The following is a 24,735-nucleotide window of genomic DNA, read 5'->3' on the forward strand; positions in this document are numbered from 1 at the left end:
GCCTTTCGGCCCCCTCGGACGGGCCCATTTTCCGGCGGGCGCCCTATCCATCCGCAGAGGTATTGTCAAGAGGTCAAGCCCACCCTAACTGGGTCAATCGATGCCCAGGCACACATGGACGGAGAGCACGCGTGACGCGCAGCGTGTACGTGACCGGTATCGAGCGGGGGGACGGCCGCCAGGTCGTCGAACTGGGCATCATGGAGCTCCTGACCCGGCAGACCGGCCGGGTCGGCGTCTACCGTCCGCTGCTCCACGACGGGCCCGACCGTCTGTTCGACCTGCTCAAGGCCCGTTACCGCATCGAGCAGGACGCGACGACGGCCTACGGCATGGAGTACCACGAGGCCTCGGCGATCCTGGCCGAGCGCGGCACCGACGAACTGGTGTCCCGGCTGGTCGACCGCTACCACCGGGTGGCCCGCGAATACGAGGTCATGCTGGTCCTCGGCACCGACTACGCCGACACGAACCTCCCCGACGAGCTGGCGCTGAACGCCCGCCTCGCCAACGAGCTGGGCGCGGTCGTCGTCCCCGTGGTGGGCGGCACGAAACACCCCGCCGAGTCCGTGCGCGCCGAGGCCCGCAACGCCTACCGCGCCTACGAGAGCCTGGGCTGCCACGTGGTGGCGATGGTCGTCAACCGGGTGGCCGCCGAGGACCGCGACCTGATAGCCGAGCGGCTCGCGGCCCGGCTGCCCGTGCCCTGCTACGTCCTGCCCGACGACAAGTCCCTCTCCGCCCCCACCGTCGCCCAGATCACCGGGGCGCTCGGCGGCGAGGTGCTCCTCGGCGACGAGGCGGGGCTGGCCCGCGACGCCGTGGACTTCGTCTTCGGCGGCGCGATGCTCCCGAACTTCCTGAACGCCCTGACCCCCGGCTGCCTGGTCGTCACCCCCGGGGACCGCTCCGACCTGGTCATCGGGGCCCTGGCCGCGCACACCTCGGGGACCCCGCCGATCGCCGGCGTGCTGCTGACGCTGAACGAGCGGCCGGCCCCGCACATCCTGAAGATGGCCGCGCGGCTCGCGCCCGGCACCCCGGTGGTGTCGGTGGCCGGCAACAGCTTCCCGACGGCGGCCGAACTCTTCGCGCTGCAGAGCCGGTTGAACTCCGCGACCCCGCGCAAGCTGGAGACCGCGCTCGGCCTGTTCGAGCGGCACGTGGACACCACCGAGTTGCGCGGCCTGCTCTCCGTCGCCCGCTCCGAGCGGGTCACCCCGATGATGTTCGAGCACGAGCTGCTGGAGCGGGCCCGCTCCGAGCGGCGCCGCGTGGTGCTGCCCGAGGGCACCGAGGAGCGGGTGCTGCGCGCCGCCGACGTGGTGCTGCGCCGCGGGGTCTGCGACCTGACCCTGCTGGGCGAGGAGCCCGCGATCCTGAAGAAGGCCGCGGACCTGGGCATCGACATCTCGGGCGCGCAGCTGATCGACCCGGCCACCTCCCCGCTGCGGGAACGCTTCGCCGAGTACTACGCCAAGGCCCGCGCGCACAAGGGCATGACCGTCGAGCTGGCCAACGACGTGGTCACCGACGTGAACTACTTCGGCACCCTGATGGTCCAGGAGGGCCTCGCCGACGGCATGGTCTCCGGCTCGGTGCACTCCACCGCCGCCACCATCCGCCCCGCCTTCGAGATCATCAAGACCAAGCCCGAGGCCTCCATCGTCTCCTCCGTCTTCTTCATGTGCCTGGCCGACAAGGTCCTCGTCTACGGCGACTGCGCGGTCAACCCGGACCCGAACGCCGAGCAGCTCGCCGACATCGCCGTCCAGTCCGCCGCCACCGCCGCCGCCTTCGGGGTGGAGCCGCGGATCGCGATGCTCTCGTACTCGACCGGCACCTCCGGCTCCGGCGCCGACGTGGACAAGGTCCGCAAGGCCACCGAGCTCGTCCGCGCGCAGCGGCCCGACCTGCTGATCGAGGGACCGATCCAGTACGACGCCGCCGTGGAGCCCTCGGTGGCGGCCACCAAGCTGCCCGAGTCCGAGGTGGCCGGCCGGGCGAGCGTGCTGATCTTCCCCGACCTCAACACGGGCAACAACACGTACAAGGCCGTCCAGCGGTCGGCGGGCGCCGTGGCGGTCGGCCCGGTGCTCCAGGGCCTGCGCAAGCCGGTCAACGACCTCTCCCGCGGAGCGCTGGTCCAGGACATCGTCACCACCGTGGCGATCACCGCGATCCAGGCGCAGGGCCCCCGCCCCGGGGGCCCCGCCGCCACCGCCTGACGGCCCGCGGCGCACCGCTGCGCACCGCCCCCGCCATCCCCACCCTCCCCCCACTCCCACGAGAAGGCACCGCACCCGTGACCGCATCGCGCGTACTCGTCCTCAACTCCGGCTCCTCGTCGGTCAAGTACCAGCTCCTCGACATGGCGGACCGGTCCCGGCTCGCGGTCGGCCTGGTGGAACGGATCGGCGAGGAGACCTCCCGCCTCGTGCACGAACCGCTCACCGGCCCCGGCGCCGAGGGCGGCCGGCGCGAGCGGCTCGGCCCGATCGCGGACCACGGGGCGGCCCTGCGGGCCGTCGCCGGGGAACTGGCCGCCGACGGCATGGGCCTGGACTCCCCCGAGCTCGCCGCGGTCGGCCACCGGGTGGTGCACGGCGGCACCCGCTTCACCCGGCCGACGGTGATCGACGACGAGGTGCTCGCGGAGATCCGCAGCCTGATCCCGCTGGCCCCGCTGCACAACCCGGCGAACGTGACCGGCATCGAGGTGGCCCGCTCGCTGCGCCCCGACGTCCCGCAGGTGGCCGTCTTCGACACGGCGTTCCACTCGACGATGCCGGAGCACGTGGCCCGGTACGCGATCGACGCGGCGACGGCCGACAAGTACGCCATCCGGCGCTACGGCTTCCACGGCACCTCGCACGCCTACGTCTCCCGGGCGACGGCCGCGCTGCTGGGCAAGCCGGCCGAGGACGTGAACGTGATCGTGCTCCACCTGGGCAACGGGGCCTCCGCCTCGGCCGTCCGGGGCGGGGTGTGCGAGGAGACCTCCATGGGGCTGACCCCGCTGGAGGGCCTGGTCATGGGCACCCGTTCGGGCGACCTGGACCCGGCGGTGGTCTTCCACCTGGCCCGGGTCGGCGGGCTGTCCGTCGACGAGATCGACTCGCTGCTGAACAAGAAGAGCGGTCTGCTGGGTCTGTGCGGCGACAACGACATGCGCGAGGTGCAGCGGCGCGCGGACGAGGGCGACCCGGCGGCGCGGCTCGCGCTGGCGGCGTACGTCCACCGTCTGAAGAAGTACATCGGCGCCTATACGGCGGTACTCGGGCGGGTGGACGCGGTGGTGTTCACGGCGGGCGTCGGCGAGAACGCGGCCGGCGTCCGGGAAGCTGCGGTGGCCGGTCTGGAGGAGCTGGGTCTGGCGCTGGACCTCCAGGCCAACGCGGAGCGGTCCGACCGGCCGCGGCTCGTCTCGGCGGAATACGCGCGGGTGGCCGTGGCCGTGGTGCCGACGGACGAGGAACTGGAGATCGCGAACCAGGCGTACGCGTTGGTTACCCAGTAGTCACTTGGACTTTCCACCAGACGGAATATTCCGCTACGAAACAAACCGATAGGATCCGCTCCATGCGCCGTTCCAAAATCGTCTGCACGCTGGGCCCCGCCGTCGACTCGTATGAGCAGCTGAAAGCGCTCATCGAGGCAGGTATGAACGTGGCCCGATTCAACTTCAGCCACGGATCCCAGGCAGAACACCAGGAGCGGTACGACCGCGTCCGGAAGGTCTCCGAGGACACCGGGCGAGCGGTCGGCGTCCTCGCCGACCTCCAAGGCCCCAAGATCCGCCTGGAGACCTTCGCCGAGGGTCCCGTCGAGCTGGTGCGCGGTGACGAGTTCACCATCACCACCGAGGACGTCCCGGGCGACAAGTCCATCTGCGGCACCACCTACAAGGGTCTCCCGGGCGACGTCACCAAGGGTGACCAGGTCCTGATCAACGACGGCAACGTCGAGCTGCGGGTCACCGCGGTCGAGGGCCCGCGGGTCAAGACCATCGTCATCGAGGGCGGTGTCATCTCGGACCACAAGGGCATCAACCTGCCCGGTGCCGCGGTGAACGTCCCGGCCCTGTCGGAGAAGGACGTCGACGACCTCCGCTTCGCCCTGCGGATGGGCTGCGACATGGTCGCGCTGTCCTTCGTCCGCGACGCCAACGACGTCAAGGACGTCCACAAGGTGATGGACGAAGAGGGCCGCCGCGTCCCCGTCATCGCCAAGGTGGAGAAGCCGCAGGCCGTCGAGAACATGGAGGCCGTGGTCGCGGCCTTCGACGCGGTCATGGTGGCCCGCGGCGACCTCGCCGTCGAGTACCCGCTCGAAAAGGTCCCGATGGTCCAGAAGCGGCTCATCGAGATGTGCCGCCGCAACGCCAAGCCGGTGATCGTCGCGACCCAGATGATGGAGTCGATGATCACCAACTCGCGCCCGACGCGCGCCGAGGCGTCCGACGTCGCCAACGCCATCCTCGACGGCGCGGACGCGGTCATGCTGTCCGCCGAGTCCTCGGTCGGCGCCTACCCGATCGAGACCGTCAAGACGATGTCGAAGATCGTCACGGCGGCCGAGGAGGAGCTCCTGTCCAAGGGCCTCCAGCCGCTGGTCCCGGGCAAGAAGCCCCGTACCCAGGGCGGCTCCGTCGCCCGCGCGGCCTGCGAGATCGCGGACTTCCTCGACGGCAAGGCGCTCATCGCCTTCACCCAGTCCGGGGACACGGCCCGCCGGCTCTCGCGCTACCGCGCGACCCAGCCGATCCTGGCCTTCACCACGGACGTCAACACCCGCAACCAGCTCACGCTGAGCTGGGGCGTCGAGTCCTACGTCGTCCCGCACGTGGACAACACGGACGCGATGGTCGACCTCGTGGACGGCGAGCTGCACAAGCTGGCCCGCTACAACGAGGGCGACACCATGGTCATCACGGCCGGCTCGCCTCCCGGCGTCCCGGGCACGACCAACATGGTCCGCGTCCACCACGTGGGCGGCAGCACCCGCGACTGACCCCCGCCACCCCACCTCTGCCGCACAGAGACCGAGGGCGGCACTCCGGATCCCCACGAGGATCCGGAGTGCCGCCCTCGGTGCGTTGAGCGGACCGGACCGTGCTGTGTGTTTCCTGTGCGATTTCTACCTGCCGGTAGGGATGGCTGAAAATCGCTACCCGAGGTAACCCACTTCGTGACAGGGTCAGGCCACGCCTTGGGGGAAGGCAGGACACTCATCACACGCGTTTGACCAGCGCATACGCACGTACGCGCCTTCCTTCGGGCTGCTCGAAAACTCTGAAGGAAAAGGCAGACACGTGCACAGATCGACCCTTTTGAGGGGCCGGAGCCCAGCCATCCGGGCCGCGGTACGCCGCGGCCTCGCCGGCACCGCCCTCGCCACCAGCGCCGCCCTGCTGGCCGGCCTCATCAGCGCCGCCCCGGCCTCGGCGGTGGAGATCCCGCCGGACGACGAGCCCGCCTACCGGCCCATCAGCCTGGGCACCAGTGCCCGGCTGAACCGCTGCGCGGGCGGCTTCGCCCTGCACGTCGGCGGCCCGGAGCTGAAGAAGACTGCCGCCAAGGCCCTGACCGGCACCCCGGCCGAGCTCGCCACGGCCACCGATCTGAGCACGGGCATGGACCCGCTGCGCCAGGCGATGCTCACGGACCGGGACGCCTACGCGGGCTCCTCCATCGAGTCGATCGACCGGCGGGACCGCTGGCAGGCGTCGAACAAGGTCTACTGGGAGACCGGGAGCCGCGGCGGGGTCGCGCAGTACGCCCCCCAGTTCGACAAGGACATCGTCGCCTTCACCTACGACCTGCGGAACCTGTACTACCGGCTGGGCGAGGACGGCCACGCTCCGGCCACCAAGGCCGCGGCCGACAAGGCGAGGCAACTGGCCGCCCAGCTCAAGGGCCAGGACCTCAACCTGGACTTCGTCACCGACTCGCTGCTGAGCGACGCGGCCAAGACCGAGTACAACTACGGTGCCTCGACCGCCAGCGACATCGCCCGCTACCTGCGGCTCGGCGGCTACATGAAGCAGGCGCCGGCCGAGGACTCGGTCGAGTTCCGGCTCGAGGTCGAGGCCCTCAAGGCCGCCTGGGGCGTCTGCGACAGCCGCAACCCGGTCGACTTCTACCGGGTCATGTCCCCGATCGTCGTCACGGCGCACCTGGAGTGGGAGCAGGAGTACGCCGCCCAGACCACCGCGCGCAACGAGATCGTCAACGCCGAGGTCAGCGCCGCCGCGGAGACCCGCAAGGCCACCGAGGCCATGATCGAGTCCCTCGGCCAGGCCTGGCTCGCCGACCAGATCCTCACCTGGCAGAAGTACTGGGCGGCCCAGCCGGCCAACGCCTCCAACCGGCCCGCCGCCGCGGTGTTCACGCAGGCGACGAAGGACCTGGCGACGGCCCGCACCCGGGCGGGCGACCAGGTGAAGCTCGCCGCGGCCGCGTCGACGGCGGCCAAGACCGCCTCGGACAAGGCCAACACCGCGCAGAACAAGGCGTGGGCCATCGCGGACGCGGCCAAGACCCCGCGCGGGCGCGGCCTGCTGTTCGCGCAGCAGTCGGTGCAGGTCGCCAAGGCCTCGGCCGCGGCAGCCGAAGCGGCGTCGAAGGCCACCCTGACCGCGTCGAACGCCGCGAAGGCGACGGTTGCGGACAGCAAGACCCTCTACGCCCTGGCCCAGACCCAGTCGCACGCGGTGAACACGGAGTTCCGCCGCATCGCCGCCCAGGAGGCCGCGGCCCAGGCCAAGGCCGCCGCCACCGCGGCCGCGGCCCAGGCGAAGGAAGCCGCGGACAACGCCACCAAGGCGAAGGCCGCGCAGGCCACCGCCGAGGCCGCCCAGGAGACCGCCCGCAAGGCGGCCGACACGGCGAAGACGGAGCGCGCGAAGGCCGAGAAGGAGAAGGCCACCGCCGCGAAGGAACGCCAGAACGCCGCGACCGAACGCGCGAAGGCCCAAGCCGCCGAGAAGCGCGCCGCGGACGAGCAGAAGACGGCATCCACCGCGCGGCTCACCGCTCAGGGAGCCGCCGGGTCGGCGTGGGACGGAATGGAGAAGGCGGAGGACGCCGAACGACGGGCCGTCGAGGCCCGGGACAGGGCGGCCGAAGCCGAACGCCAGAAGCAGGCCACCGCGTCCCGGGCGGCCTCGCTCGAGGCCGCAGCCGCGGCGAAGGCCGGCACCGAGGCCGCGACCGTGACCCGTGAAGCGGCCACCGCCGCCCGCACGGCGGCGAACGAGGCGGCCACCGCCGCGACCGCCGCGCACAAGGCCGCGGGCGAAGCGAGCACCGCAGCAGTGGAGGCGCGTGCCGCCGCGACCCGCTCGACGGCGGCGGCGGAACGCGCCAACAGCGCGGCCGACAAGGCATGGGCCGCCTGGGAGACCAGCTTCTCCGCGGCAGCGACCTCGCACGCCGCCGCGGCCGACGCCATCGATGCCGCCGAGGCGGCCGCCGGCAACGCCACCAAGGCCGAGACCGAGGCCAAGAAGGCACAGACCGCGGCCGTCAAGGCGAGCTCGGAGGCCGGCGCCGCCCAGACCGAGGCCACCAAGACCGCGGCCTGGTCGGCAGTGACCGCCGGACACGCCTTCGCCACGGCGCAAGCCGCCATGGCGGCTCGTGACTCGGCCGCCGAAGTGGTCAAGCCCGCCAACACCGCCATCGCGGTGGGCACCACCTTCCGGGAAACCGATGCGGCGGCCGCCTTCGCGGTCCTGGTCGGTCAGACGTCGAAGACGCTGGCCGAGCAGCAGTCTGCAGCTGCCACCGCCAAGGCCAAGGAGGCCACACAGGCTTCAGCCGATGCCAAGGCACTGGCCGACAAGGCCTCCGGCGATGCCAAGCTCGCCGCACAGGCGTCGGCGGCGGCAGCGGCCGACGCGGCCGCTGCCCTCACCTCCATGGCCGCGGCCCGCGCCTCCGCCGCCGAGGCGGCACGCGCCGCGGACGCCGCGAAGAAGGCGGACACGAAGACGAAGGAGTACAGCACCCTCGCGGGCGGCGAAGCGCTCGCCGCCAAGTCCGCGGCGCAGGACGCCTCGAATGAGGCGGCCTCCGCGAACAACGAGGCCACGGAAGCCGAGAAGAGCGCGGCGAACGCCCACGCGTCCGCCGACACCGCCACTCGCGAGGCGAACGCCGCGAACACCGCCGCGACCAACTCCGAGGGCTGGGCCACCCGGGCCGAAACGGCTGCCACCAACGCCAACCAAGCGGCCAAGGACGCTGACGCCGCGGCCGACCGGGCCGAGGAGCAGGAGCGCAAGGAGCAGGAAGAGGACCGCAAGCGGGCCATGCAGGCCGGTAACACCGGCGTTGCGGACGCCGCCCAGGTGGGCACCGCTCTCGGACCCGATGACGAGGCCATCCTCCGGGCCGAATGCGGCCAGCAGTGCGTGGACGAGTACCGCGCCGCCCTCGCCGCCGTCGGAGCGAGCATCATCGACTGGATCAAGGCGAACGGTGCCGACATCCTCATCTCGATGCTGGGCCTGGACAACATCAAGGCCTGCTTCGCGACGCGCGAGGTCGAGAGCTGCCTCTGGGCCCTCTTCGACGTGGCCAGCAACCTCATCCCGCTCAAGAAGGTCGGTGATGTGATCGAGGCCATCTACAAGGTGGTCACGCGCGTCGCCAAGTTCTTCGACGCCGCGGAAGCGGGCGCGCGCTCGGTCAAGCGCCTGAAGAGCATCATCGAGAAGGTCCGCAAGAACGGACACAAGGTCCCGCAGTGCCTCGTCCCCGGGGCCAAGAGCGCCGCGCGCACTGCCCCTTCCCCGGCCGTGGACAAGGGAGCCCGTGCCGCGATCGCAGCGGACGACCCCGCGGTGCCGCCGTGCATCACCAAGATCACGCCTGGGGGCAACAAGTGGAAGGACCACTGGACGCGCAAGCGTGTGTACATGGAGCGCCTGCTCGGCAAGAAGTACCCCAAGTGGAAGGAAGACGAGGGTGCGGAGCTGCTCGATGACATGCTCGGCCGCATCACCGGGGGGCACTGGAAGTTCAAGGGAATCGCGACGATCAAGGTGAACGAGCCCGCCGGCTACGTCTTCCAGGGGGACGGCCTTACGCTGATCCTGAGGCTGGACGGAAGCTTCTACACCCTGCTCGAGGACGGCTCCGGAATGATCACTGGTCTGCAGTGGGTCTCGAGGGCGCAGTGACGCACACGTCGGATCCGTACGAGAAGGTGTTCGCACCACTGCGCACCGCCGGGATCTGGGATGTCCAGGTCCCGGGGTACATCGACCGTGACCACGCTCCCGCCCCGCGGTTCGCGCCGCTGAGCAGCAGCGTGTACCTGGCCGTCCAGGACGGCGGCCTCCTGCGGCTGCAGTCCCTCGGCAATCACGGGCAGCTGTCCCTGCACATGGTGGCCGAACCCGCGCTCCCCCCGGAGCTCGACGGAACCGACGAGGAGTTCGCTCTCGGTGCCTGGGGCGACCACTACCTCGGCGACTCTCACGAGCAGTCGGTCTCGGCTGCTCGCTACGCCCTGAACGCCGAGTCGGACCCGACGGCCGGCACGGTGCGGTGCATCGAGTTCCAGTTCGAGTACGGGCAACGGCTCTTCGTCGACCCCGGCTACCACTGGGGCATCCGGCTCCAGGGCGCCGGGGCCTACGAGCACTGGCTCGTGGAGCAGGAGCAGCAGGCGGGGCCGCTCGGCCCCGTCAGCACCTTCCTCTGGACCCCGTAAACACCGGGAAACGACGAAGCTCCCGGCAGCGAACGTGCTGCCGGGAGCTTCACCGTGTGCGGGGGTCGCGGACTACTTCTCCGCCGGGCCGATGTACTGCTTCAGGCCCGGGACCGTGAGGTTGCCGCCGAACTGGCCGGCCTGGACGACCTTGACGTTCGTGAAGAACGCGAAGGGGACGTTCAGGGGCGGCGGGCTGTTCGGGGTGAACTCGATCGGGATGAGCCCGAACAGGTTGCCCTTGAGGCTCTCCGTGTACATCGTCACCTTGGCGTCCCGGATCTTGGACGTGGAGCCCGGGCGGGACTTCAGGTGGGCGACGGTGTTGCCGGTGCCGACCGTCTGGTACAGGTCCTTGATGTCCAGCGAGTCGGCCGTGAACTTCAGGACCTTCTTGATCTTGCCGCCCGCCGTCTTCACCTCGACGATGCCCTCGTAGTCCAGGCCGTAGAGGGTCAGCAGCGAGCTGTCCAGGTACCAGGGCTCGTCCGGCAGGAGCGGGACGCCCGGGTCCAGTTTCGCGTCGGCCAGGGCCTTGGCGTCCAGCGTCGGGCAGGGGAAGGGCTGCTTGCCGTCCGGGTCCGTGGACGCCGAGGTGGAGGGCGACGGCGAGGGCGAGGCGTCGGGGTCGGTCCCGTCGTCGGCCTTCTTGCCGTCGGCGGTCTTGCCCGTCTCGTCCTTCGGCGTCTTGGCCGTGTCCTTGACGTCCTGCGGCAGTTCCTTGACGCCGGCGCCCGCCTTCTGCGCCGCCTCGCGGATGGCGTCCGCCGCCGGGTCCTTCGCCTTCGCCGTTCCGCTCGGGGTGGGCGCGGGCGCCGGGGTGGCCGGCTTCTGCGCGTCCTTGAGCGGCCTGCCGAGCGCGTCGACGAGCCCCTTGAGGGCGTCGCCCACTCCCAGCGGGTCGAGCGGGTTCGTGCTCTTGGCCGGAGCCGAGGGGGACGGGGAGGGCGAGGTGCTCGCGCTCGCGGACGGCTTGGGCGCCGGGGGCACCTGCTTGTCCGCTTCCTTGTCCTTGCCCTTCTCCTGCGTACCGGAGCCGGAGGCCGTGCCCGAGGGGGTGGTGACCGGCTTCGGGGTCCCGCTCGCGCCCGGCGAGGGCGTCGCGGTGGGCGACGTGCTCGGCGACGGGGTCTTCGAGGGCGACGGCGATGCCGACTCGGAGGGCTCGTCGGAGCGCGTCACGCAGGGGCCCGGCGCGAAGGGGATGTCCTTTTCGTCGGCCAGGGCCAGCTTCGGCGTGATGCTCATCCCGACGAGCACGGCGGTCGGCATCGCGGCCAGCGCCATCGTCTTCCCGACGGGTATCTGGAGCTTGTTCAGCAGCGACTTCCTGGGCGCCGCGTGTCGCGGGCCCTTTCTTTCACGGGACTCTGCGCCTGGGGTCGCGCCCCGCTGCGTCTCGTCACCCCGCACTGTTCCTCCCGCCATCGGCGTGGGCAGTCTTCTCGGTCGCGTAGTCCGTCTCCGTGTCACGGGGCCCGGGGAACGGCAGGGAGCCGCCGGCGAATCCGTGTGCCTCGGCCGTCTCCGCGTCCTGCGGCTGCGCCTCCTCCGGCTTCCCCGGTGCCCAGGACAGCGCGAGCGCGCCGCCGAGCAGGGAGAAGAGGAATCCGAGGAAGAAGCCGCCCAGGTTCGACACCGGCAGCGAGACCAGCGCGAGGAGGATCGCCGCGACACCGGCGAACACCCGCATGGCCTGCTGGAACCACAGGGCGATGCCGAGGGTGATCAGCAGGATCCCGATGATCAGCGAGCCGGCTCCGGCGGTCGTCGCCATGGCGATGGTGATGTTGCCCAGCCGGAGGTCCGCGTACGGGAAGTAGGCGATCGGAACGCCACCGAGGGCGGTGAAGAGACCCGCCCAGAAGGGCCGTTCCCCCCTCCAAGCGCGGAAGCGGTAGTACACCACGGTGAACCAAGCGTCGTCTGCGGCGCGAACCGGGGCCTGGGGGTTCATGGACAACAGCTCCCTGGAAACGGTGGTACGGAAACTCTGTGGAGCCCGCGGGGGCGGACGGCGGCGTCCGCCCCCGCCCCCGCGGTCACCCGGCCAAAACCGGCTACTTCTCGTCCTTGTAGCACGGCTCGTCGCCACTGAGCAGGCGGAGCTTGAGGTCGGGGAGGGTGAAGGTCCCCGCCGTCGTCGCCCACGCCTTCTGACGCACGTTCGTCAGCACGGCCTTCTTGGCGCGCTGCGAGAACAGGGCGCCGTTGGCCACCGTGTTCGCCTGCGGACCGGTCGGGTGCGTCCCGTCCTTGGCCGCGTCCACCGCGACACCGATGTCGAGGTCGGTGAAGGTGGCGTCGGTGTCGAGCTCGGCGACGTCCAGGTAGATGTTCTCCGCGACCGCGGGCGTGCCCTTGTTGCCCGTCCGCAGCTGCATCGTGATGTTGCCGATTCCGGGAATCGGCGTCACCAGCGACTGGCACATGTTGGTGATCTTGGCCTTGCTGAACCCGGAGATGGTGACCGGGTGCGACGCTTCCTTGCCGTCCAGGCCCTTGCCCTTGGCGACGCTGCCGTACTGGAGCAGGTCGTCACCGTCGAGCTTGTCGGCCGAGACCTTGAAGTCCTGGCCGGAGACGCTGAAGGACGCCGCGAGGGCACCCTGCGCCAGACCCACACCGACCGCGGCCGTGGCCGCGATGCTCGGCACCATGACGAGCGCGAAGCGCTTCCATCTGGTCCCGCCACGAACCTGAGAACTCATACTTCGTTCCTCCTTCTCGGACGTACATCTCCGGTCCGGGCCGTGCCCGTCCTGGGATGGGAGAAGTGCTACGTCCTCGGGAAGGAGCGCAGGAGGGCGGGGTATGGCTGTGCCACGTCCCGTACACCGGCGATCACCCCCGAGCGACAACCACTGGGCCACGCGTTCGCGCAACCTGGAGGACAGGCTCCGCCGGGTGTGGTGGAGACCCCCCTGTCCCACGGCCGGTGCCACTGTCACCGGCCGGCCCGGTGGGGACCCTCCGCCGCGGCTCCGGATGAGCGGCACTGCGGGAAGGACCGAGCGTCGCCGATCGTGGTCCATTCCCGGCCGGGGCACAAGGGGGTTCGTTACTGGCGGGTAACGGCTGGATAACCGGAGTGCGACCCGACGCCGTCGGGCGGCCACACAGGGTGTCACCGTGGGCCACGACAGATCGGTGGAAGAGCGAACCAACCGGACAGTTCACGGGGTTGGACTTACTACGAGTAACAGCGGCCGCGATTGCCAAGATTTGGCAAAGCGCGGCCGCTGTTTATCTACGTGTCAACAAATCACCGGGGCCCGTGGGCGCCCGGGAAGGCCCGGACGTGCTTAGAAGAGCACCCGCGCCAATGCCGTACGGGCGGCGGAGACCCGGGGGTCGTCCGTTCCGATGACCTCGAACAGCTCCAGGAGCCGGACGCGTACGGAGTTCCGCTCGTCACCGAAGGTGACCCGGACCGTGTCAACCAGCCGCCCGAAGGCGTCGGCCACGTGTCCGCCCGCCAGGTCCAGGTCGGCCGCGGCCATCTGCGCGGCCGGGTCCTTCGGGTTCGCGGCCGCCTCGGCGCGCACCGTCTGCGGGTTCAGGTGCTGCACCCGCGCCAGCAGCTCGGCCTGGGCCAGGCCCAGCTTGGCCTCGGTGTTGGCCGGGTCCTCGGCCAGGACGCTCCGGTACGCGCGGACGGCGCCGTCCATGTCGCCCTCGTCCAGCGCCACGACCGCCGCCTCCAGCAGCGCGTCGTACGGACCGGCCGGCTCGGGGGCCTCCTCGGCCGGGGCGCCCTCGGCGCCGGGGTCGACCTGGAGGCCGATGAGGCCGAAGCGCTCCTCGGCGACCTGGACCAGCTGGGCCAGGGTCTCGCGGATCTGCTGCTCGGGGGCCACGCCCTGGAACAGGGGCAGGACCTGGCCCGCGACGACGGCGAAGACGGCCGGGATGCCCTGGATGCCGAACTGCTGCATCAGCATCTGGTTGGCGTCGACGTCGATCTTCGCCAGGACGAAGCGGCCGTTCGCCTCGACGGTCATCCGCTCCAGGAGCGGGCTGAGCTGCTTGCACGGCTCGCACCACTCGGCCCAGAAGTCGAGGACGACCGGAACCTCGTTGGAGAGCTGGAGGACGTCGCTTTCGAAGCCGGCCTCGTCTACGTCGATCACGAGCGCGGACGGCGGTACGGCGCCGCCGGGCGCACTGCCCGCTCCGGCGCCGCCCTGGCGGGCGGCCTCCGCGCGCGCCTGCTCGGCCTTCGCCTTGGCTTCGCCGGCCGCCTTCACCGCGGCGAGGTCGACGACGCCGCTCATGGACATGTTTCTGGGCTGCATGCGTACATCCTCCCCCGAGTGCGCGCGCCGACGAAAAGGATCCCGAAAGATCGTCCCGCGAAACGTGCGGATCGCGGTGGAGCTGGGTGCGGCGCCGGGTCCCCACCTGGCGCCAGTAGCCTTCGCGTGGTTGTCGCTCTTTCGCTACGAGCCGTAGCGTAACTCCCCCGGGCCGCCCGCGCGCCGTGATCTGAACCACAGCGACGGGCCCCCCGGCGGTTCCGCTACTGGCGGGTATGGTCTCGGCCATGCGCAACCCCAGCCCCGGCACCAGCCCTCCGCCCGGCCGCACCGGCCGCCCCCGCAGCGCGGCGGCGGACACCGCGATCCTGGCGGCGACCCGGGACGCGCTGGTGGAGCTGGGCTGGTCGAAGCTGACGATGGGGGACGTATCGGCCCGGGCGGGCGTCGCGAAGACCACCCTGTACCGGCGCTGGGCGGGCAAGAGCGAACTGGTCGTCGACGCGGTCGCGGAGCTGTTCGACGCGCTGGAGCTCCCGGACCGGGGTTCCCTCGAAGCCGACATCGAGTACGTGGTCCTGCAGTTCGCGGAGTTGCTGCGGCGCCCCGAGGCCCGGACGGCCCTGATGGCGGTGGTCTCCGAGTCCACCCGCGACGAGGCGCTCCGGGACCGGATCCGGTCGGCGATCGTGGACAGGCAGAAACGTCTCGTCGTACTGGGACGCGAACGGGCCCAGGCGCGCGGGGAACTTCCGTACGAGGAGGACCCGGCGCTCGCCGGCCTTGCCACGGACCTGATCTTCGACGTGATCGCGGGCACGGTGGTGCACCGCGCGCTCGTGAGCTCCGAGCCGGTGGACGAGCTGTGGGTGGCCGCCTTCACCGCGCTGCTGATGCACGGTCTGCGCAGCGCCGGCTCCGCCTGAGGCGCCCCGCGGACGCGCGCGGGCCGGCCGCGCCCCTTCCGGAGGGGCGGGGCCGGCCCGTGCGCGTCGGGGACGGTCAGAAGCCGGGCGGCTCGGTGTAGGTGCCCCACTCGTCGCGCAGGACGTTGCAGATCTCGCCGAGCGTGGCCTCGGCCCGGACGGCGTCCAGCATGGCGGGGATCATGTTCGAGCCGTCGCGGGCGGCGGCCAGCATCTGCGCGAGGGCGGCGTCGACCTTCGCGTCGTCGCGGCGGTCCTTGCGCGCCGCCAGTTCCTGGACCTGTACGCGCTCCACCTCGTGGCTGACCCGGAGGATCTCCAGGTCGCCGGTGACGGAGCCGTGGTGCACGTTGACGCCGACGACCCGCTTGTCGCCCTTCTCCAGGGCGCGCTGGTACTGGAAGGCCGACTCCGCGATCTCCCCGGTGAACCAGCCGTCCTCGATGCCGCGCAGGATGCCGGAGGTGATCGGCCCGATGGGGTGCCGGCCGTCCGGGTGGGCGCGCAGGCCGCGCTCCCTGATCTGCTCGAAGATCTTCTCCGCGTCGGCCTCGATGCGGTCCGTGAGCTGCTCGACGTACCAGGAACCGCCCAGCGGGTCGGCCACGTTGGCGACGCCGGTCTCCTCCATCAGCACCTGCTGCGTGCGCAGCGCGATCTCGGCGGCCTGTTCGCTGGGCAGGGCCAGGGTCTCGTCGAGGGCGTTGGTGTGCAGCGAGTTGGTGCCGCCGAGGACGGCCGCGAGGGCTTCGACGGCGGTGCGCACCACGTTGTTGTACGGCTGCTGGGCGGTGAGGGAGACGCCGGCCGTCTGGGTGTGGAAGCGCAGCCACATCGTCTTGTCGGACTTCGCCCCGTAGACCTCCTTCATCCAGCGGGCCCAGATGCGGCGGGCGGCGCGGAACTTGGCGATCTCCTCGAAGAAGTCGAGGTGCGCGTCGAAGAAGAAGGAGAGGCCGGAGGCGAAGTGGTCGACGTCGAGGCCGCGGGAGAGGCCGAGTTCGACGTAGCCGAATCCGTCGGCGAGGGTGTAGGCGAGCTCCTGCGCGGCCGTGGCCCCGGCCTCGCGGATGTGGTAGCCGGAGACGGAGAGCGGCTTGTAGGCGGGGATGCCGTTCGCGCAGTACTCCATGAGGTCGCCGATGAGGCGCAGGTGCGGCTCGGGTTCGAAGAGCCACTCCTTCTGGGCGATGTACTCCTTGAAGATGTCGGTCTGGAGCGTCCCGTTCAGGACGGCCGGATCGACGCCCTGGCGCTCGGCGGCGACCAGGTACATGCAGAAGGCGGGCACGGCGGGCCCGGAGATGGTCATCGACGTGGTGACGTCGCCGAGCGGGATGTCCTTGAAGAGGACCTCCATGTCGGCGGCGGAGTCGATGGCGACCCCGCAGTGGCCGACCTCGCCGAGCGCGCGGGGGTCGTCGGAGTCCCGGCCCATGAGGGTGGGCATGTCGAAGGCCACGGAGAGGCCGCCGCCGCCCGCGGCCAGGATCATCTTGTAGCGCTCGTTGGTCTGCTCGGCGTTGCCGAAGCCGGCGAACTGGCGGATGGTCCAGGTCCGGCCGCGGTAGCCGGTGGCGTGCAGGCCTCGGGTGAAGGGGTACTCGCCCGGCCAGCCGATGCGCTCGAACCCCTCGTAGGCGTCGCCGGGGCGGGGCCCGTAGACGGGCTCGACGTCATCTCCGGAGAGCGTCGTGAAATCGGCCTCGCGCTTGCGGGCCTTGTCGTAGCGGGCCTGCCAGCGACGGCGGCCTTCTTCGATGGCGTCAGCATCCATACCCATGAATTTACTAGGACGTCCTAGTAAATGTCGATGGGAAACCCCGGGGAGTCCTTCCCCGGGGATTCCGGTCGAGCCCCGCTCTAGGCCTTCGCGGTCGCGAGGCCGTCCGTGACCAGCGGCTCGACCTCGGCGCGGACCTTGCGCTCGACGAAGAAGGCGGCGAGCGGGATCGTGCCCGACACCAGGACCCACAGCAGCTTGCCGAAGGGCCACTTCGCCTTGGAGCCGAGGTCGAAGGCGAACACGAGGTAGATCATGAACAGCACGCCGTGGATCTGCGAGACCGCGAGGGTCAGGCCGGCCCCGGTGTCGAAGCCGTACTTCGCCACCATGCAGGCGCAGAGGATCAGGAGCATGACCGCGGTCACGTAGGCCATGACGCGGTAGCGGGTCAGCACGCTTCGTTTCATGGCGTCGAGCCTAACCGTCCGTTTTGCGCGATCTTGACGCGGCCCCGTCCCCCGCCGCCCGCCCTACTTGTCCTCGAAGTCGGCGGCGGCCACGCGCAGGGGGCGCAGCAGCGCGAAGATCTCCGCGCACTCCTCCGCGTCGTACGCGCCCAGCCCGAAGTCGATGTCCATCAGGGCCTTCGTCGCGGACTCGACCACGGCGCGCCCGTTGGGCGTGATGGAGGCGAGCGTGCCGCGGCCGTCCTGCGGGTTGGGCCGCTTGGCCACCAGGCCGGCCTTCATCAGCCGGTCCACGGTGTTCGTCACCGAGGTGGGGTGGACCATCAGGCGCTCGCCGATCTTCGACATCGTCAGCTCGCCCGCCTGGGAGAAGGTGAGCAGCACGAGCGCCTCGTACCGGGCGAAGGTGAGCCCGTACGGCTTGACCACCGCGTCGACCTCGGCGAGGAGGATCTGGTGGGCGCGCATGATGGAGGTGATCGCGGCCATGGAGGGGACCGGTCCCCAGCGGCGCTGCCAGAGCTCGTCGGCGCGGGCGATGGGGTCGAAGGGAAGGCTGAGCGGCTTGGGCACCCACCAGACCCTACCGGGCCGCTATTTGGCGGTCAGCCCCGTCTCACCACTCGGCCCGGGGCGCGCGGAGCGCGCGGGGCGGTCCGGCGTGCGCGGGGGCTCCGTGGCGCGCAGCGCGGCGAGCAGCGGCAGGACGGCGGCCGTGCCGAGGACCGCGGCGCCGGTGACCACGGCGTGCGCCGGGAAGAACTCGGCGGCGGCTCCGGCGAGGGCCATGCCGACGCCCTGGAGGGTCATCAGGCCGGTGCCGAGCAGGGTCATCGCCCGGCCGCGCAGCTCTTCGGGGACGGCGTCCACGTACATCCGGTCGAGGTCGAGCGCGTACGCGTGCGCGAGCCCGGACAGCAGGAGCGCCGCGAGGACGACGGGCACGCCGGGGCGGACGGCGTAGCCGAGCAGCGGCAGCAGGGCGACGGCGGCCAGCGGGGCGGTGAGCCGGGCGCGGGTGCGGGCGGTGAGCAGGGAGCCGGCGGCGAGCTCCCCCGCGATGGTGCCGACGGGGAGCGCGCACATCAGCAGCCCGAGCGCGCCGGTGCCCGCGCCGATGCCGTCGGCGTACGGGGTGAGGAGCGCCTCCGGGACGACGGCGAAGGCGGGCGGCAGCCAGCACAGCAGGGTGAGCGCCCGCATCCGGCGGTCGCCGAGCAGGGCGCCGAGCCCGGCGCGGAGCGCGCCCCGTGCGGCGGTGGCGGTGCGGGCGGTGGCGGTGCGGGCGGGGCGGGCGCGGGTGCCGAGGCGCAGCAGCAGGGCGGAGGTGAGGAACCCGGCGGCGGTGAGGGCGAGCGCCCCGCGGGGGGCGAGGAAGGTCAGCAGCAGCCCGCCGAGGCCGAAGCCGGCGAGCTGGGCGCTCTGGGACACCATGCGCAGCAGCGAGCGGCCGAGGACGAAGGCCTCGCCGGGGCCGAGGATGTCGGCCAGGGAGGCGCTGCGGGCCCCCTGGAACAGCGGGGCGACGAAGGCCATGGCGCAGCGCAGGGCGAGGATCCCGGCGACGGGGGTGCCCGGCCAGACCATCGCCGCCGCGCAGCCCGCGCAGAACAGGTCGCAGGCGACGAGGAGCCGGCGGGCCGGGTACCGGTCGGCGAGCCCGGCGAGGAGGGTGCCGCCGAGGGCGTAGGGCAGGAAGCCGAGGGCGAAGGTGAGCGCGCTCATCAGGGCGGAGCCGGTGGCTCGGTAGACGAGGACGGTGAGGGAGATCTCGGCAACGACGACGCCGAGCAGCGACAGCAGGTGCGCGGCGAACACGGCCCGGAACTCCCCGACCCGGAACAGCCCCCGGTACCCCGCGCCGGAACCCCCGGCCGCCGGTTCCGGTCCGGAGCCGGATGCCGGGCCGGAACCGGAACCACACGCCGGAACCGGAGCGGAGCCGGACACCGGACCGGAACCGGAACCGAGCCCGGAAACGCCCGGCGGGCCCGGCGCCGGGACGGGCCCGGCACCGGACACCGGACCGGAACCGGAACCGGGCGCGGGAACGCCCGGCGGGCCCGGAACGGGCGTCGGGCCGGCACCGGACACCGGACCGGGCGGCGGGCCCGGAACGGGCGGCGGGCCGGCACCGGGCGCGGGAACGGGCGGCGGGGTCGGGGCGGGCGCCCGGGGCGGGCGGGACGGGTCGGGGGCCGGGGAGAGGGACATGGGAGGTAGCTTCGGGCGGACCGAGGGGCGGGGGCCATGGATTCGGTACGGGGCGAATCCGGGCCCGGTGACGGGGAGACTGCACCCATGGGCAACCACTACCGCTTCGGCCCCGCCGACCTGCTGCGCTGCCGTTTCGGGATCTCCCCGCGCTGGGAGACGCAGGAGGCCGTGCGCGTGCTGCGGCGCCCGGACCGGCAGGCGTACCACCTGCCCTGGCTGCGCCGCGTCCGGGCCGACGCGGCCGGGCTGGACCTGCGGCCGCTGTGGCTGCTGATGCCGCGCCGGGGACACCACCCGGACCTGCTGAGCCCGCCCCCGCTCGGCCCTTCGGCGACCTTCGAGGAGGAGCTGGCCCGGGTCCGCGCGGCCGCCGACGATCCCCGGGCGGCGCACGAAGACCTCCGCAGGTCGCTGGCCTGCACCCCGGGCGCCCTGGACAGTCCCCTCGGCCGGCGGATGCTGGCGGATCCCGCGCGGGCGGTGGCGGAGCTGGCCGATCTGACGGAGGCCGCCTGGCGGGCGCTGGTCGCCCCGCACTGGCCGCGGCTGCGGGCCCTGCTGGAGGCGGACGTCCTCTTCCACTCCCGGCGACTGGCGGCGGGCGGGCTCGAAGCCCTCTTCGACGGCCTCCACCCCGGTCTGCGCTGGTCCGGCGGGACCGCCACCCTCACCGTCGAGCGCCCCTCCCACCACGACCGCGAACTCGGCGGCCAGGGGCTCCTGCTGATGCCGAGCGCCTTCGTCTGGCCCGAGGTGGCCGGCGGCTACGACCCCCCGTGGCAGCCCACGCTGGCGTACCCGGCGCGGGGCATCGGCGCGCTGTGGACGGCCTCGCCCGGACCGGCCCCGCGCGCGCTGGCCGGGCTGCTGGGGCGGGCCCGGGCGGAGGTGCTGTGCGCGCTGGACGAGCCCGCCTCGACCACCGCGCTGGCCGCGCGCCTGGGCCTGGCGCCCTCGACGGTCTCCGCCCACCTGTCGGCACTGCGCGCGGCGGGCCTGCTGATCCCGGCCCGGCACGGCCGCCAGGTGCTCTACGAACGCACCCCGCTGGCCATCGCACTGGCCGCGGGCGCCTCCCCGTAACCCGGCCGCGGAGGGCCGGGGCGGTGGCGGTCAGCCTTCCGCGAGGTGCCGCTCCACCGTCTCGATCTTCGAGGTCATGCCGTCGCTGACCCCGGGCCGGATGTCGGCCTTGAGGATGAAGGACACCCGGGGCGCCCGCGCCTCCACGGCGGCCACCGCACGCCTGACCACGTCCATCACCTCGTCCCACTCCCCCTCGACGGTGGTGAACATCGCGTCGGTGCGGTTGGGCAGCCCGGATTCGCGCACCACGCGCACGGCGTCGGCGACGTACTCGCCGACCTCTTCACCGACCCCCAGCGGGGTCACCGAGAACGCGATGATCATGCGTCGGCCGCCTGACGCGCGCGGGCGGCGATGACGCTGTCGGTCTCGTCGCGCTTGAGCAGCTTGTCGCCGTAGAGCCCGCCGAAGGGCACCAGGGCGAGCAGGAAGAAGAGGGCGACCTTCTTGAGCGGCCACTTCGCCTTGTTCCACACGTCCAGCAGGAAGAGCGCGTAGATGACGAACAGGATCCCGTGCAGGATCCCGAGCGGCATCATCAGGTAGTCGATGTCCGTCGTCCGCTTCAGCAGCGAACCGAAGATCAGCAGGGCCGGGAACGACAGCGCCTCCGGAACGGAGATGAGGCGCAGCCGGTGCAGGGCGGAGGCGGTCTTGATGTCCACGTGGAACCTTCGGGAGTGGCGGCCGGGGCCCCACCAGTGTCTCAGCCGCCCCCGCCGATCTTGTTCCGGGCCCCCGCGCCCGCGCGAGTGTGGCGCATATCGGCCACGGGGCCCTGTTCGGGCCCGCCCGCTGCCGATACCTTCTTTCCCGTGGCTCAGTTCCGACTCCAAGGCAGCAAGGTGCTCGCCGTCGACCTGACCGGTGACGCCGTGAAAGCGAAGAACGGCGCCATGGTCGCGTACGACGGCCAGATGGCCTTCAAGAAGATGACAGGCGGCGGCGAAGGCCTCCGCGGCATGGTGACCCGCCGGCTGACCGGCGAACAGATGACGGTGATGGAAGTACAGGGACACGGCACCTGCTTCTTCGCAGACCGCGCGAGTGAGATCAATCTGGTCAATCTGCGCGGCGAGAAGCTCTACGTCGAGTCCAGCAACCTGCTGTGCACGGACGCCGGCCTGCGCACCGGCACGACCTTCACCGGTCTGCGCGGCGCGACCACCGGCAACGGGCTCTTCACGACGACCGTCGAGGGTTCCGGCCAGGCGGCGATCATGTCGGACGGGCCGGCCGTGGTGCTGCGGGTCAGCGCCCAGTACCCGCTGTCGGTGGACCCGGGGGCGTACATCGCGCACACCGGGAACCTCCAGCAGTCCTTCCAGTCCGGTGTGACCTTCCGCACCCTGATCGGCGAGGGCTCCGGCGAGGCCTTCCAGATCCGCTTCGAGGGCGAGGGCCTGGTCTACGTGCAGCCCAGCGAGCGCAACACCATCGGGGGCGACGTCTGATGCCGTTCCGCGAGATCAACTCGAAGATGGTCGAGGCCCAGGTGGTGCCCGGGCAGAAGATGTACAGCCAGCGCGGGGCGATGCTCGCCTACCGCGGCGAGGTCTCCTTCACGCCGAGCCTGACCGGGGGCCAGGGCGGCGTGATGGGCATGATCGGGCGCCGGGTGGCCAACGAGCAGACGCCGCTGATGAGCGTCGAGGGCAACGGCACCGTGATGTTCGGCCACGGCGGCCACCACATCCAGGTGATCGGCCTGACCGGCGAGACGCTCTACGTCGAGGCCGACCGGCTGCTGGCCTTCGACGGCACCCTCCAGCAGGGCACGATGTTCATGGGCTCGCAGGGCGGTGTCATGGGCATGGTGCGCGGTCAGGTGACCGGGCAGGGCCTGTTCACCACCACCCTCAAGGGCCACGGCTCCGTCGCCGTGATGGCCCACGGCGGGGTCATCGAGCTCCCCATCACCCCGAACCGGCCGGTCCACGTCGACCCGCAGGCGTACGTGGCCCACCACGGGGACGTCAGGAACAAGCTGTCCGCCGCACTGGGCTGGCGGGACATGGTCGGACGCGGTTCGGGCGAGGCGTTCCAGCTGGAGCTGTCCGGCCAGGGCGCCGTCTTCGTACAGGCCTCGGAGGAAAAGCTGTGAACTTCGGTCCCGTGATGGGCGGTCCCGGCGGCCCGACGGTCTTCGACCCGCACAGCCTGCCCTCCGACGACAACGTGAACGCCTACACCTTCTGCGTGGAGCTCAAGGGGAGCCAGTGGTTCCTGCAGAAGGGCAAGATGATCGCCTACTACGGGCGCATCGAGTTCAACGGCATCGGCAACGGCCGCTTCGACCGGCTGCTGCGCACCAGTTTCCACTCGCCGCTGCACGCCAGCGACTGGGTGGTGGCCGAGGGCCAGGGCAAGATGCTGCTGGCCGACCGGGCCTTCGACGTGAACTCGTACGACCTGGAGAACGGCAACCTGACCATCCGGTCGGGGAACCTGCTGGCGTACCAGCCCACGCTCGCCCTCAAGCAGTCGATCGTGCCGGGGTTCCTGACCCTGATCGGAACCGGGAAGTTCGTGGCGGCGTCCAACGGACCGGTGGTGTTCATGGAGCCGCCGATGCGCGTGGACCCGCAGGCACTGGTCGGCTGGGCGGACTGCCCCTCGCCGTGCCACCACTACGACCACGGCTACATGACGGGCGTGATGGGCGGGCTGCGCTCGCTCACCGGCCTCGGCGGCACCTCGGGCGAGGAGCACCAGTTCGAGTTCGTCGGGGCGGGGACGGTCCTGCTCCAGTCGTCGGAGATGCTGATGGCCGAGCAGTCGGTCGGAGCGGTGGGCGCCGGAGCCGCCACGGGCAACGCCCAGGGCGTCCCGGGGGCCGGTCAGGGCCCGCTGGGGCAGCTGGGCGTGCCGCGGATGCCCGGACAGCTGGGTGACATCCAGCGGCGGCTCGGACTGTGAGACCCGGTGCGGCCGGATACGGCGGCCGCACCTCCCATCTTTGTACGTAATTCAACTTCTTAGGTAGAGTTCATTCATGGAGACCATGGAGACCGAGACGGCCACCCGCTGGCTGAGCGATGCCGAACAGTGCGCCTGGCGCACCCACCTGGACGTCAGCAGGCTGCTGATGCACCAGCTGGAAAAGGATCTCCAGCCCTTCGGACTCACCAACAACGATTACGAGATCCTCGTGAACCTCTCGGAATCGGACGGCCACCGGATGCGCATGAGCGATCTGGCCACCGCCACGCTGCAGTCCAAGAGCCGGCTGTCCCACCAGATCACCCGCATGGAGACGGCGGGCCTGGTGCGCCGGGTGAACTGCGAGTCCGACCGCCGCGGCCTGTACGCCGTGCTCACGGACGAGGGCATGGAGACCATGCGCAAGGTCGCCCCGCGGCACGTGGCGTCGGTGCGCGAGCACTTCATCGACCTGCTGCCCCCCGAGGCCCTCGCGGCCCTGCGGGAGTCGCTGCGGCCCGTCGCGGAGCACCTGCGCGACAACCGCGGCAAGATCTGAGCGCAGCCCGCCCCCACCGGGGGCGGGGGACGCCCTCCCCGGGCCTGCGGACGCTCCGCCGCGCCCCGTCGGGCGGCCGGCCGCAGAATGGGCGGTACCGCCCATCGCCGGCCGGCCCCCGACCGGCCCGAGGAGGTCCCATGAAGCGCACGCTCCACGCCCCCGTGGTCACCGCCCTGCTGGCCGGAGGACTGCTCCTCGCGGGCCCGGCCGCCGCGTCCGCAGCGGCCGCGTCCGCCGCGACGAGAACCCTCCCGTCCGCCGCCGCGGCCCCCGCCGCCCGCGCCGACGTCGACGCCGCGGGAGCGGCGGCCGCGGCCCTGAAGAAGTACCCGGGCTTCGTCGAGTCCCTCGACAAGGACGGGTCCGTCTGGCACGTGGACGTGGTCGGCAAGAACGGCAAGAGCCACTCCGAGGTGGAGGTCTCCTCCTCCGGCGCCGTCACCCAGCGCAACCAGGACGACAACGACGATGACGACGGCAACGAGTACAAGAGCCTGGTCGCCGCCAAGGTCGACGCCGCGAAGGCGATGAAGGCGGCGCTGGCCGCCGGCCCGGGCAAGGTCTGGTCGCTGGAATGGGACGACGACAACGACAACGGGGTCGCCGACTACTGGAACGTGGAGGTCAAGGCCTCCGACGGCAAGACGAAGAACGTCGGCATCGACGCCGGGACCGGCAAGGTGGTCCCGGCGGACTCCGACGACGACAACGACGGCAGCGACGACAACGGCTGACGTCCGACGCCGGGGCGGGGGGGGGGGGCCCCCGGGGGGCGCCCCCCCCCCCCCCCCCCCCCCCCGCCGCCCCGCCCGCCCCGCCGGCGGGGGCGGGGGGGGGGGGGGCC

The 24,735-nt window shown here is 71.7% G+C and carries 22 protein-coding genes; 12 read left to right on the forward strand and 10 right to left on the reverse strand.

Annotated features, from left to right (window positions below):
• The first annotated feature begins 131 nt into the window (after positions 1 to 131).
• The 5 genes from pta (at position 132) to ACGFXC_RS17445 (ending at position 9,726) form a co-directional block, all read left to right on the forward strand.
• Positions 132 to 2,228 carry a phosphate acetyltransferase gene (pta, locus tag ACGFXC_RS17425; protein ID WP_393713609.1) on the forward strand — a complete coding sequence of 699 codons (2,097 nt, stop codon included), beginning with the start codon at positions 132 to 134 and terminating at the stop codon, positions 2,226 to 2,228.
• A 77-nt stretch (positions 2,229 to 2,305) separates the two neighbouring features.
• A complete protein-coding gene (locus ACGFXC_RS17430) occupies positions 2,306 to 3,520 on the forward strand; it encodes an acetate kinase (RefSeq protein ID WP_393713611.1) in 1,215 nt (404 codons plus the stop codon).
• Positions 3,521 to 3,582: 62 nt separating this feature from the next.
• Positions 3,583 to 5,013 (forward strand): pyruvate kinase, encoded by a 1,431-nt coding sequence (gene pyk, locus ACGFXC_RS17435; protein WP_393713613.1) that lies wholly within the window; start codon positions 3,583 to 3,585, stop codon positions 5,011 to 5,013.
• Positions 5,014 to 5,314: 301 nt separating this feature from the next.
• Positions 5,315 to 9,190, forward strand: a complete 3,876-nt coding sequence (locus tag ACGFXC_RS17440) for a hypothetical protein (RefSeq protein WP_393713614.1) — start codon at positions 5,315 to 5,317, stop codon at positions 9,188 to 9,190.
• Positions 9,187 to 9,726, forward strand: a complete 540-nt coding sequence (locus ACGFXC_RS17445; RefSeq protein WP_393713616.1) for a hypothetical protein — start codon at positions 9,187 to 9,189, stop codon at positions 9,724 to 9,726. The genes ACGFXC_RS17440 and ACGFXC_RS17445 overlap by 4 nt, the downstream gene beginning before the upstream one ends.
• A 72-nt stretch (positions 9,727 to 9,798) precedes the next feature.
• Here ACGFXC_RS17445 and ACGFXC_RS17450 read toward each other — a convergent pair whose 3' ends face one another.
• From ACGFXC_RS17450 to ACGFXC_RS17465, 4 genes are all read right to left on the reverse strand, one after another.
• Positions 9,799 to 11,139, reverse strand: a complete 1,341-nt coding sequence (locus ACGFXC_RS17450) for a hypothetical protein (protein WP_393713618.1) — start codon at positions 11,137 to 11,139, stop codon at positions 9,799 to 9,801.
• Positions 11,129 to 11,683 carry a DUF6114 domain-containing protein gene (locus tag ACGFXC_RS17455; RefSeq protein WP_393713620.1) on the reverse strand — a complete coding sequence of 185 codons (555 nt, stop codon included), beginning with the start codon at positions 11,681 to 11,683 and terminating at the stop codon, positions 11,129 to 11,131. The genes ACGFXC_RS17450 and ACGFXC_RS17455 overlap by 11 nt, the downstream gene beginning before the upstream one ends.
• Before the next feature lie 103 nt (positions 11,684 to 11,786).
• Positions 11,787 to 12,437 (reverse strand): DUF6230 family protein, encoded by a 651-nt coding sequence (locus ACGFXC_RS17460; RefSeq protein ID WP_393713622.1) that lies wholly within the window; start codon positions 12,435 to 12,437, stop codon positions 11,787 to 11,789.
• 594 nt (positions 12,438 to 13,031) lie between these two features.
• The gene (locus tag ACGFXC_RS17465; protein ID WP_393713624.1) at positions 13,032 to 14,024 is read right to left on the reverse strand and encodes a tetratricopeptide repeat protein; all 993 of its coding nucleotides are present in this window, start codon (positions 14,022 to 14,024) and stop codon (positions 13,032 to 13,034) included.
• A gap of 248 nt (positions 14,025 to 14,272) precedes the next feature.
• Between ACGFXC_RS17465 and ACGFXC_RS17470 the strand changes: the two genes are divergently transcribed.
• On the forward strand, positions 14,273 to 14,911 hold the full coding sequence (locus tag ACGFXC_RS17470; RefSeq protein ID WP_393713626.1) for a TetR/AcrR family transcriptional regulator: 639 nt from the start codon (positions 14,273 to 14,275) through the stop codon (positions 14,909 to 14,911).
• Positions 14,912 to 14,987: 76 nt separating this feature from the next.
• Here the strand turns inward: ACGFXC_RS17470 and ACGFXC_RS17475 are convergent, their stop codons facing one another.
• From ACGFXC_RS17475 to ACGFXC_RS17490, 4 genes are all read right to left on the reverse strand, one after another.
• On the reverse strand, positions 14,988 to 16,688 hold the full coding sequence (locus tag ACGFXC_RS17475) for a methylmalonyl-CoA mutase (protein ID WP_393713628.1): 1,701 nt from the start codon (positions 16,686 to 16,688) through the stop codon (positions 14,988 to 14,990).
• Positions 16,689 to 16,774: 86 nt separating this feature from the next.
• Positions 16,775 to 17,104 (reverse strand): DUF3817 domain-containing protein, encoded by a 330-nt coding sequence (locus ACGFXC_RS17480; RefSeq protein WP_393713630.1) that lies wholly within the window; start codon positions 17,102 to 17,104, stop codon positions 16,775 to 16,777.
• 63 nt (positions 17,105 to 17,167) lie between these two features.
• Positions 17,168 to 17,677, reverse strand: coding sequence for a MarR family winged helix-turn-helix transcriptional regulator (locus ACGFXC_RS17485; RefSeq protein ID WP_393713632.1), 510 nt, complete (start codon positions 17,675 to 17,677; stop codon positions 17,168 to 17,170).
• A gap of 21 nt (positions 17,678 to 17,698) precedes the next feature.
• A complete protein-coding gene (locus ACGFXC_RS17490; RefSeq protein ID WP_393713634.1) occupies positions 17,699 to 19,126 on the reverse strand; it encodes an MFS transporter in 1,428 nt (475 codons plus the stop codon).
• A 279-nt stretch (positions 19,127 to 19,405) separates the two neighbouring features.
• Between ACGFXC_RS17490 and ACGFXC_RS17495 the strand changes: the two genes are divergently transcribed.
• Positions 19,406 to 20,404, forward strand: a complete 999-nt coding sequence (locus ACGFXC_RS17495) for a DUF5937 family protein (RefSeq protein ID WP_393713636.1) — start codon at positions 19,406 to 19,408, stop codon at positions 20,402 to 20,404.
• A 30-nt stretch (positions 20,405 to 20,434) separates the two neighbouring features.
• On the opposite strand, the gene ACGFXC_RS17500 is transcribed toward ACGFXC_RS17495, so the two are convergent.
• Complete coding sequence (locus tag ACGFXC_RS17500) at positions 20,435 to 20,731, reverse strand: MTH1187 family thiamine-binding protein (RefSeq protein ID WP_351830131.1); 297 nt, start codon at positions 20,729 to 20,731, stop codon at positions 20,435 to 20,437.
• A complete protein-coding gene (locus ACGFXC_RS17505) occupies positions 20,728 to 21,072 on the reverse strand; it encodes a DUF3817 domain-containing protein (RefSeq protein ID WP_393713638.1) in 345 nt (114 codons plus the stop codon). Before ACGFXC_RS17505 ends, ACGFXC_RS17500 begins: the two co-directional genes overlap by 4 nt.
• Before the next feature lie 150 nt (positions 21,073 to 21,222).
• Between ACGFXC_RS17505 and ACGFXC_RS17510 the strand changes: the two genes are divergently transcribed.
• The 5 genes from ACGFXC_RS17510 to ACGFXC_RS17530 all read left to right on the forward strand — a co-directional run bounded on the left by ACGFXC_RS17510 (position 21,223) and on the right by ACGFXC_RS17530 (position 24,625).
• Entirely contained in the window at positions 21,223 to 21,861 is a 639-nt protein-coding gene (locus ACGFXC_RS17510; RefSeq protein WP_351830128.1) for an AIM24 family protein, read from the forward strand.
• On the forward strand, positions 21,861 to 22,511 hold the full coding sequence (locus tag ACGFXC_RS17515) for an AIM24 family protein (RefSeq protein ID WP_351830126.1): 651 nt from the start codon (positions 21,861 to 21,863) through the stop codon (positions 22,509 to 22,511). The genes ACGFXC_RS17510 and ACGFXC_RS17515 overlap by 1 nt, the downstream gene beginning before the upstream one ends.
• A gap of 14 nt (positions 22,512 to 22,525) precedes the next feature.
• Complete coding sequence (locus tag ACGFXC_RS17520) at positions 22,526 to 23,326, forward strand: AIM24 family protein (RefSeq protein WP_393713815.1); 801 nt, start codon at positions 22,526 to 22,528, stop codon at positions 23,324 to 23,326.
• An 85-nt stretch (positions 23,327 to 23,411) separates the two neighbouring features.
• Positions 23,412 to 23,888 carry a MarR family winged helix-turn-helix transcriptional regulator gene (locus tag ACGFXC_RS17525; protein ID WP_393713817.1) on the forward strand — a complete coding sequence of 159 codons (477 nt, stop codon included), beginning with the start codon at positions 23,412 to 23,414 and terminating at the stop codon, positions 23,886 to 23,888.
• 140 nt (positions 23,889 to 24,028) lie between these two features.
• Positions 24,029 to 24,625: a PepSY domain-containing protein gene (locus tag ACGFXC_RS17530; RefSeq protein ID WP_393713640.1), complete on the forward strand. Its 597-nt coding sequence runs from the start codon at positions 24,029 to 24,031 to the stop codon at positions 24,623 to 24,625.
• Positions 24,626 to 24,735: the final 110 nt, after the last annotated feature.

Origin of the sequence: Streptomyces sp. NPDC048507, assembly GCF_043199995.1 — a bacterium.
Lineage (GTDB): Bacteria > Actinomycetota > Actinomycetes > Streptomycetales > Streptomycetaceae > Streptomyces.

Coding starts and splice junctions, on each gene's coding strand:
- pyk (WP_393713613.1), top strand. CDS start 3,583: ATGCGCCGTTCCAAAATCGTCTGCACGCTGGGCCCCGCCGTCGACTCG.
- ACGFXC_RS17455 (WP_393713620.1), bottom strand. CDS start 11,683: ATGAACCCCCAGGCCCCGGTTCGCGCCGCAGACGACGCTTGGTTCACC.
- ACGFXC_RS17460 (WP_393713622.1), bottom strand. CDS start 12,437: ATGAGTTCTCAGGTTCGTGGCGGGACCAGATGGAAGCGCTTCGCGCTC.
- ACGFXC_RS17465 (WP_393713624.1), bottom strand. CDS start 14,024: ATGCAGCCCAGAAACATGTCCATGAGCGGCGTCGTCGACCTCGCCGCG.
- ACGFXC_RS17470 (WP_393713626.1), top strand. CDS start 14,273: ATGCGCAACCCCAGCCCCGGCACCAGCCCTCCGCCCGGCCGCACCGGC.
- ACGFXC_RS17475 (WP_393713628.1), bottom strand. CDS start 16,688: ATGGATGCTGACGCCATCGAAGAAGGCCGCCGTCGCTGGCAGGCCCGC.
- ACGFXC_RS17480 (WP_393713630.1), bottom strand. CDS start 17,104: ATGAAACGAAGCGTGCTGACCCGCTACCGCGTCATGGCCTACGTGACC.
- ACGFXC_RS17495 (WP_393713636.1), top strand. CDS start 19,406: ATGGGCAACCACTACCGCTTCGGCCCCGCCGACCTGCTGCGCTGCCGT.
- ACGFXC_RS17500 (WP_351830131.1), bottom strand. CDS start 20,731: ATGATCATCGCGTTCTCGGTGACCCCGCTGGGGGTCGGTGAAGAGGTC.
- ACGFXC_RS17515 (WP_351830126.1), top strand. CDS start 21,861: ATGCCGTTCCGCGAGATCAACTCGAAGATGGTCGAGGCCCAGGTGGTG.
- ACGFXC_RS17520 (WP_393713815.1), top strand. CDS start 22,526: ATGGGCGGTCCCGGCGGCCCGACGGTCTTCGACCCGCACAGCCTGCCC.
- ACGFXC_RS17525 (WP_393713817.1), top strand. CDS start 23,412: ATGGAGACCGAGACGGCCACCCGCTGGCTGAGCGATGCCGAACAGTGC.
- ACGFXC_RS17530 (WP_393713640.1), top strand. CDS start 24,029: ATGAAGCGCACGCTCCACGCCCCCGTGGTCACCGCCCTGCTGGCCGGA.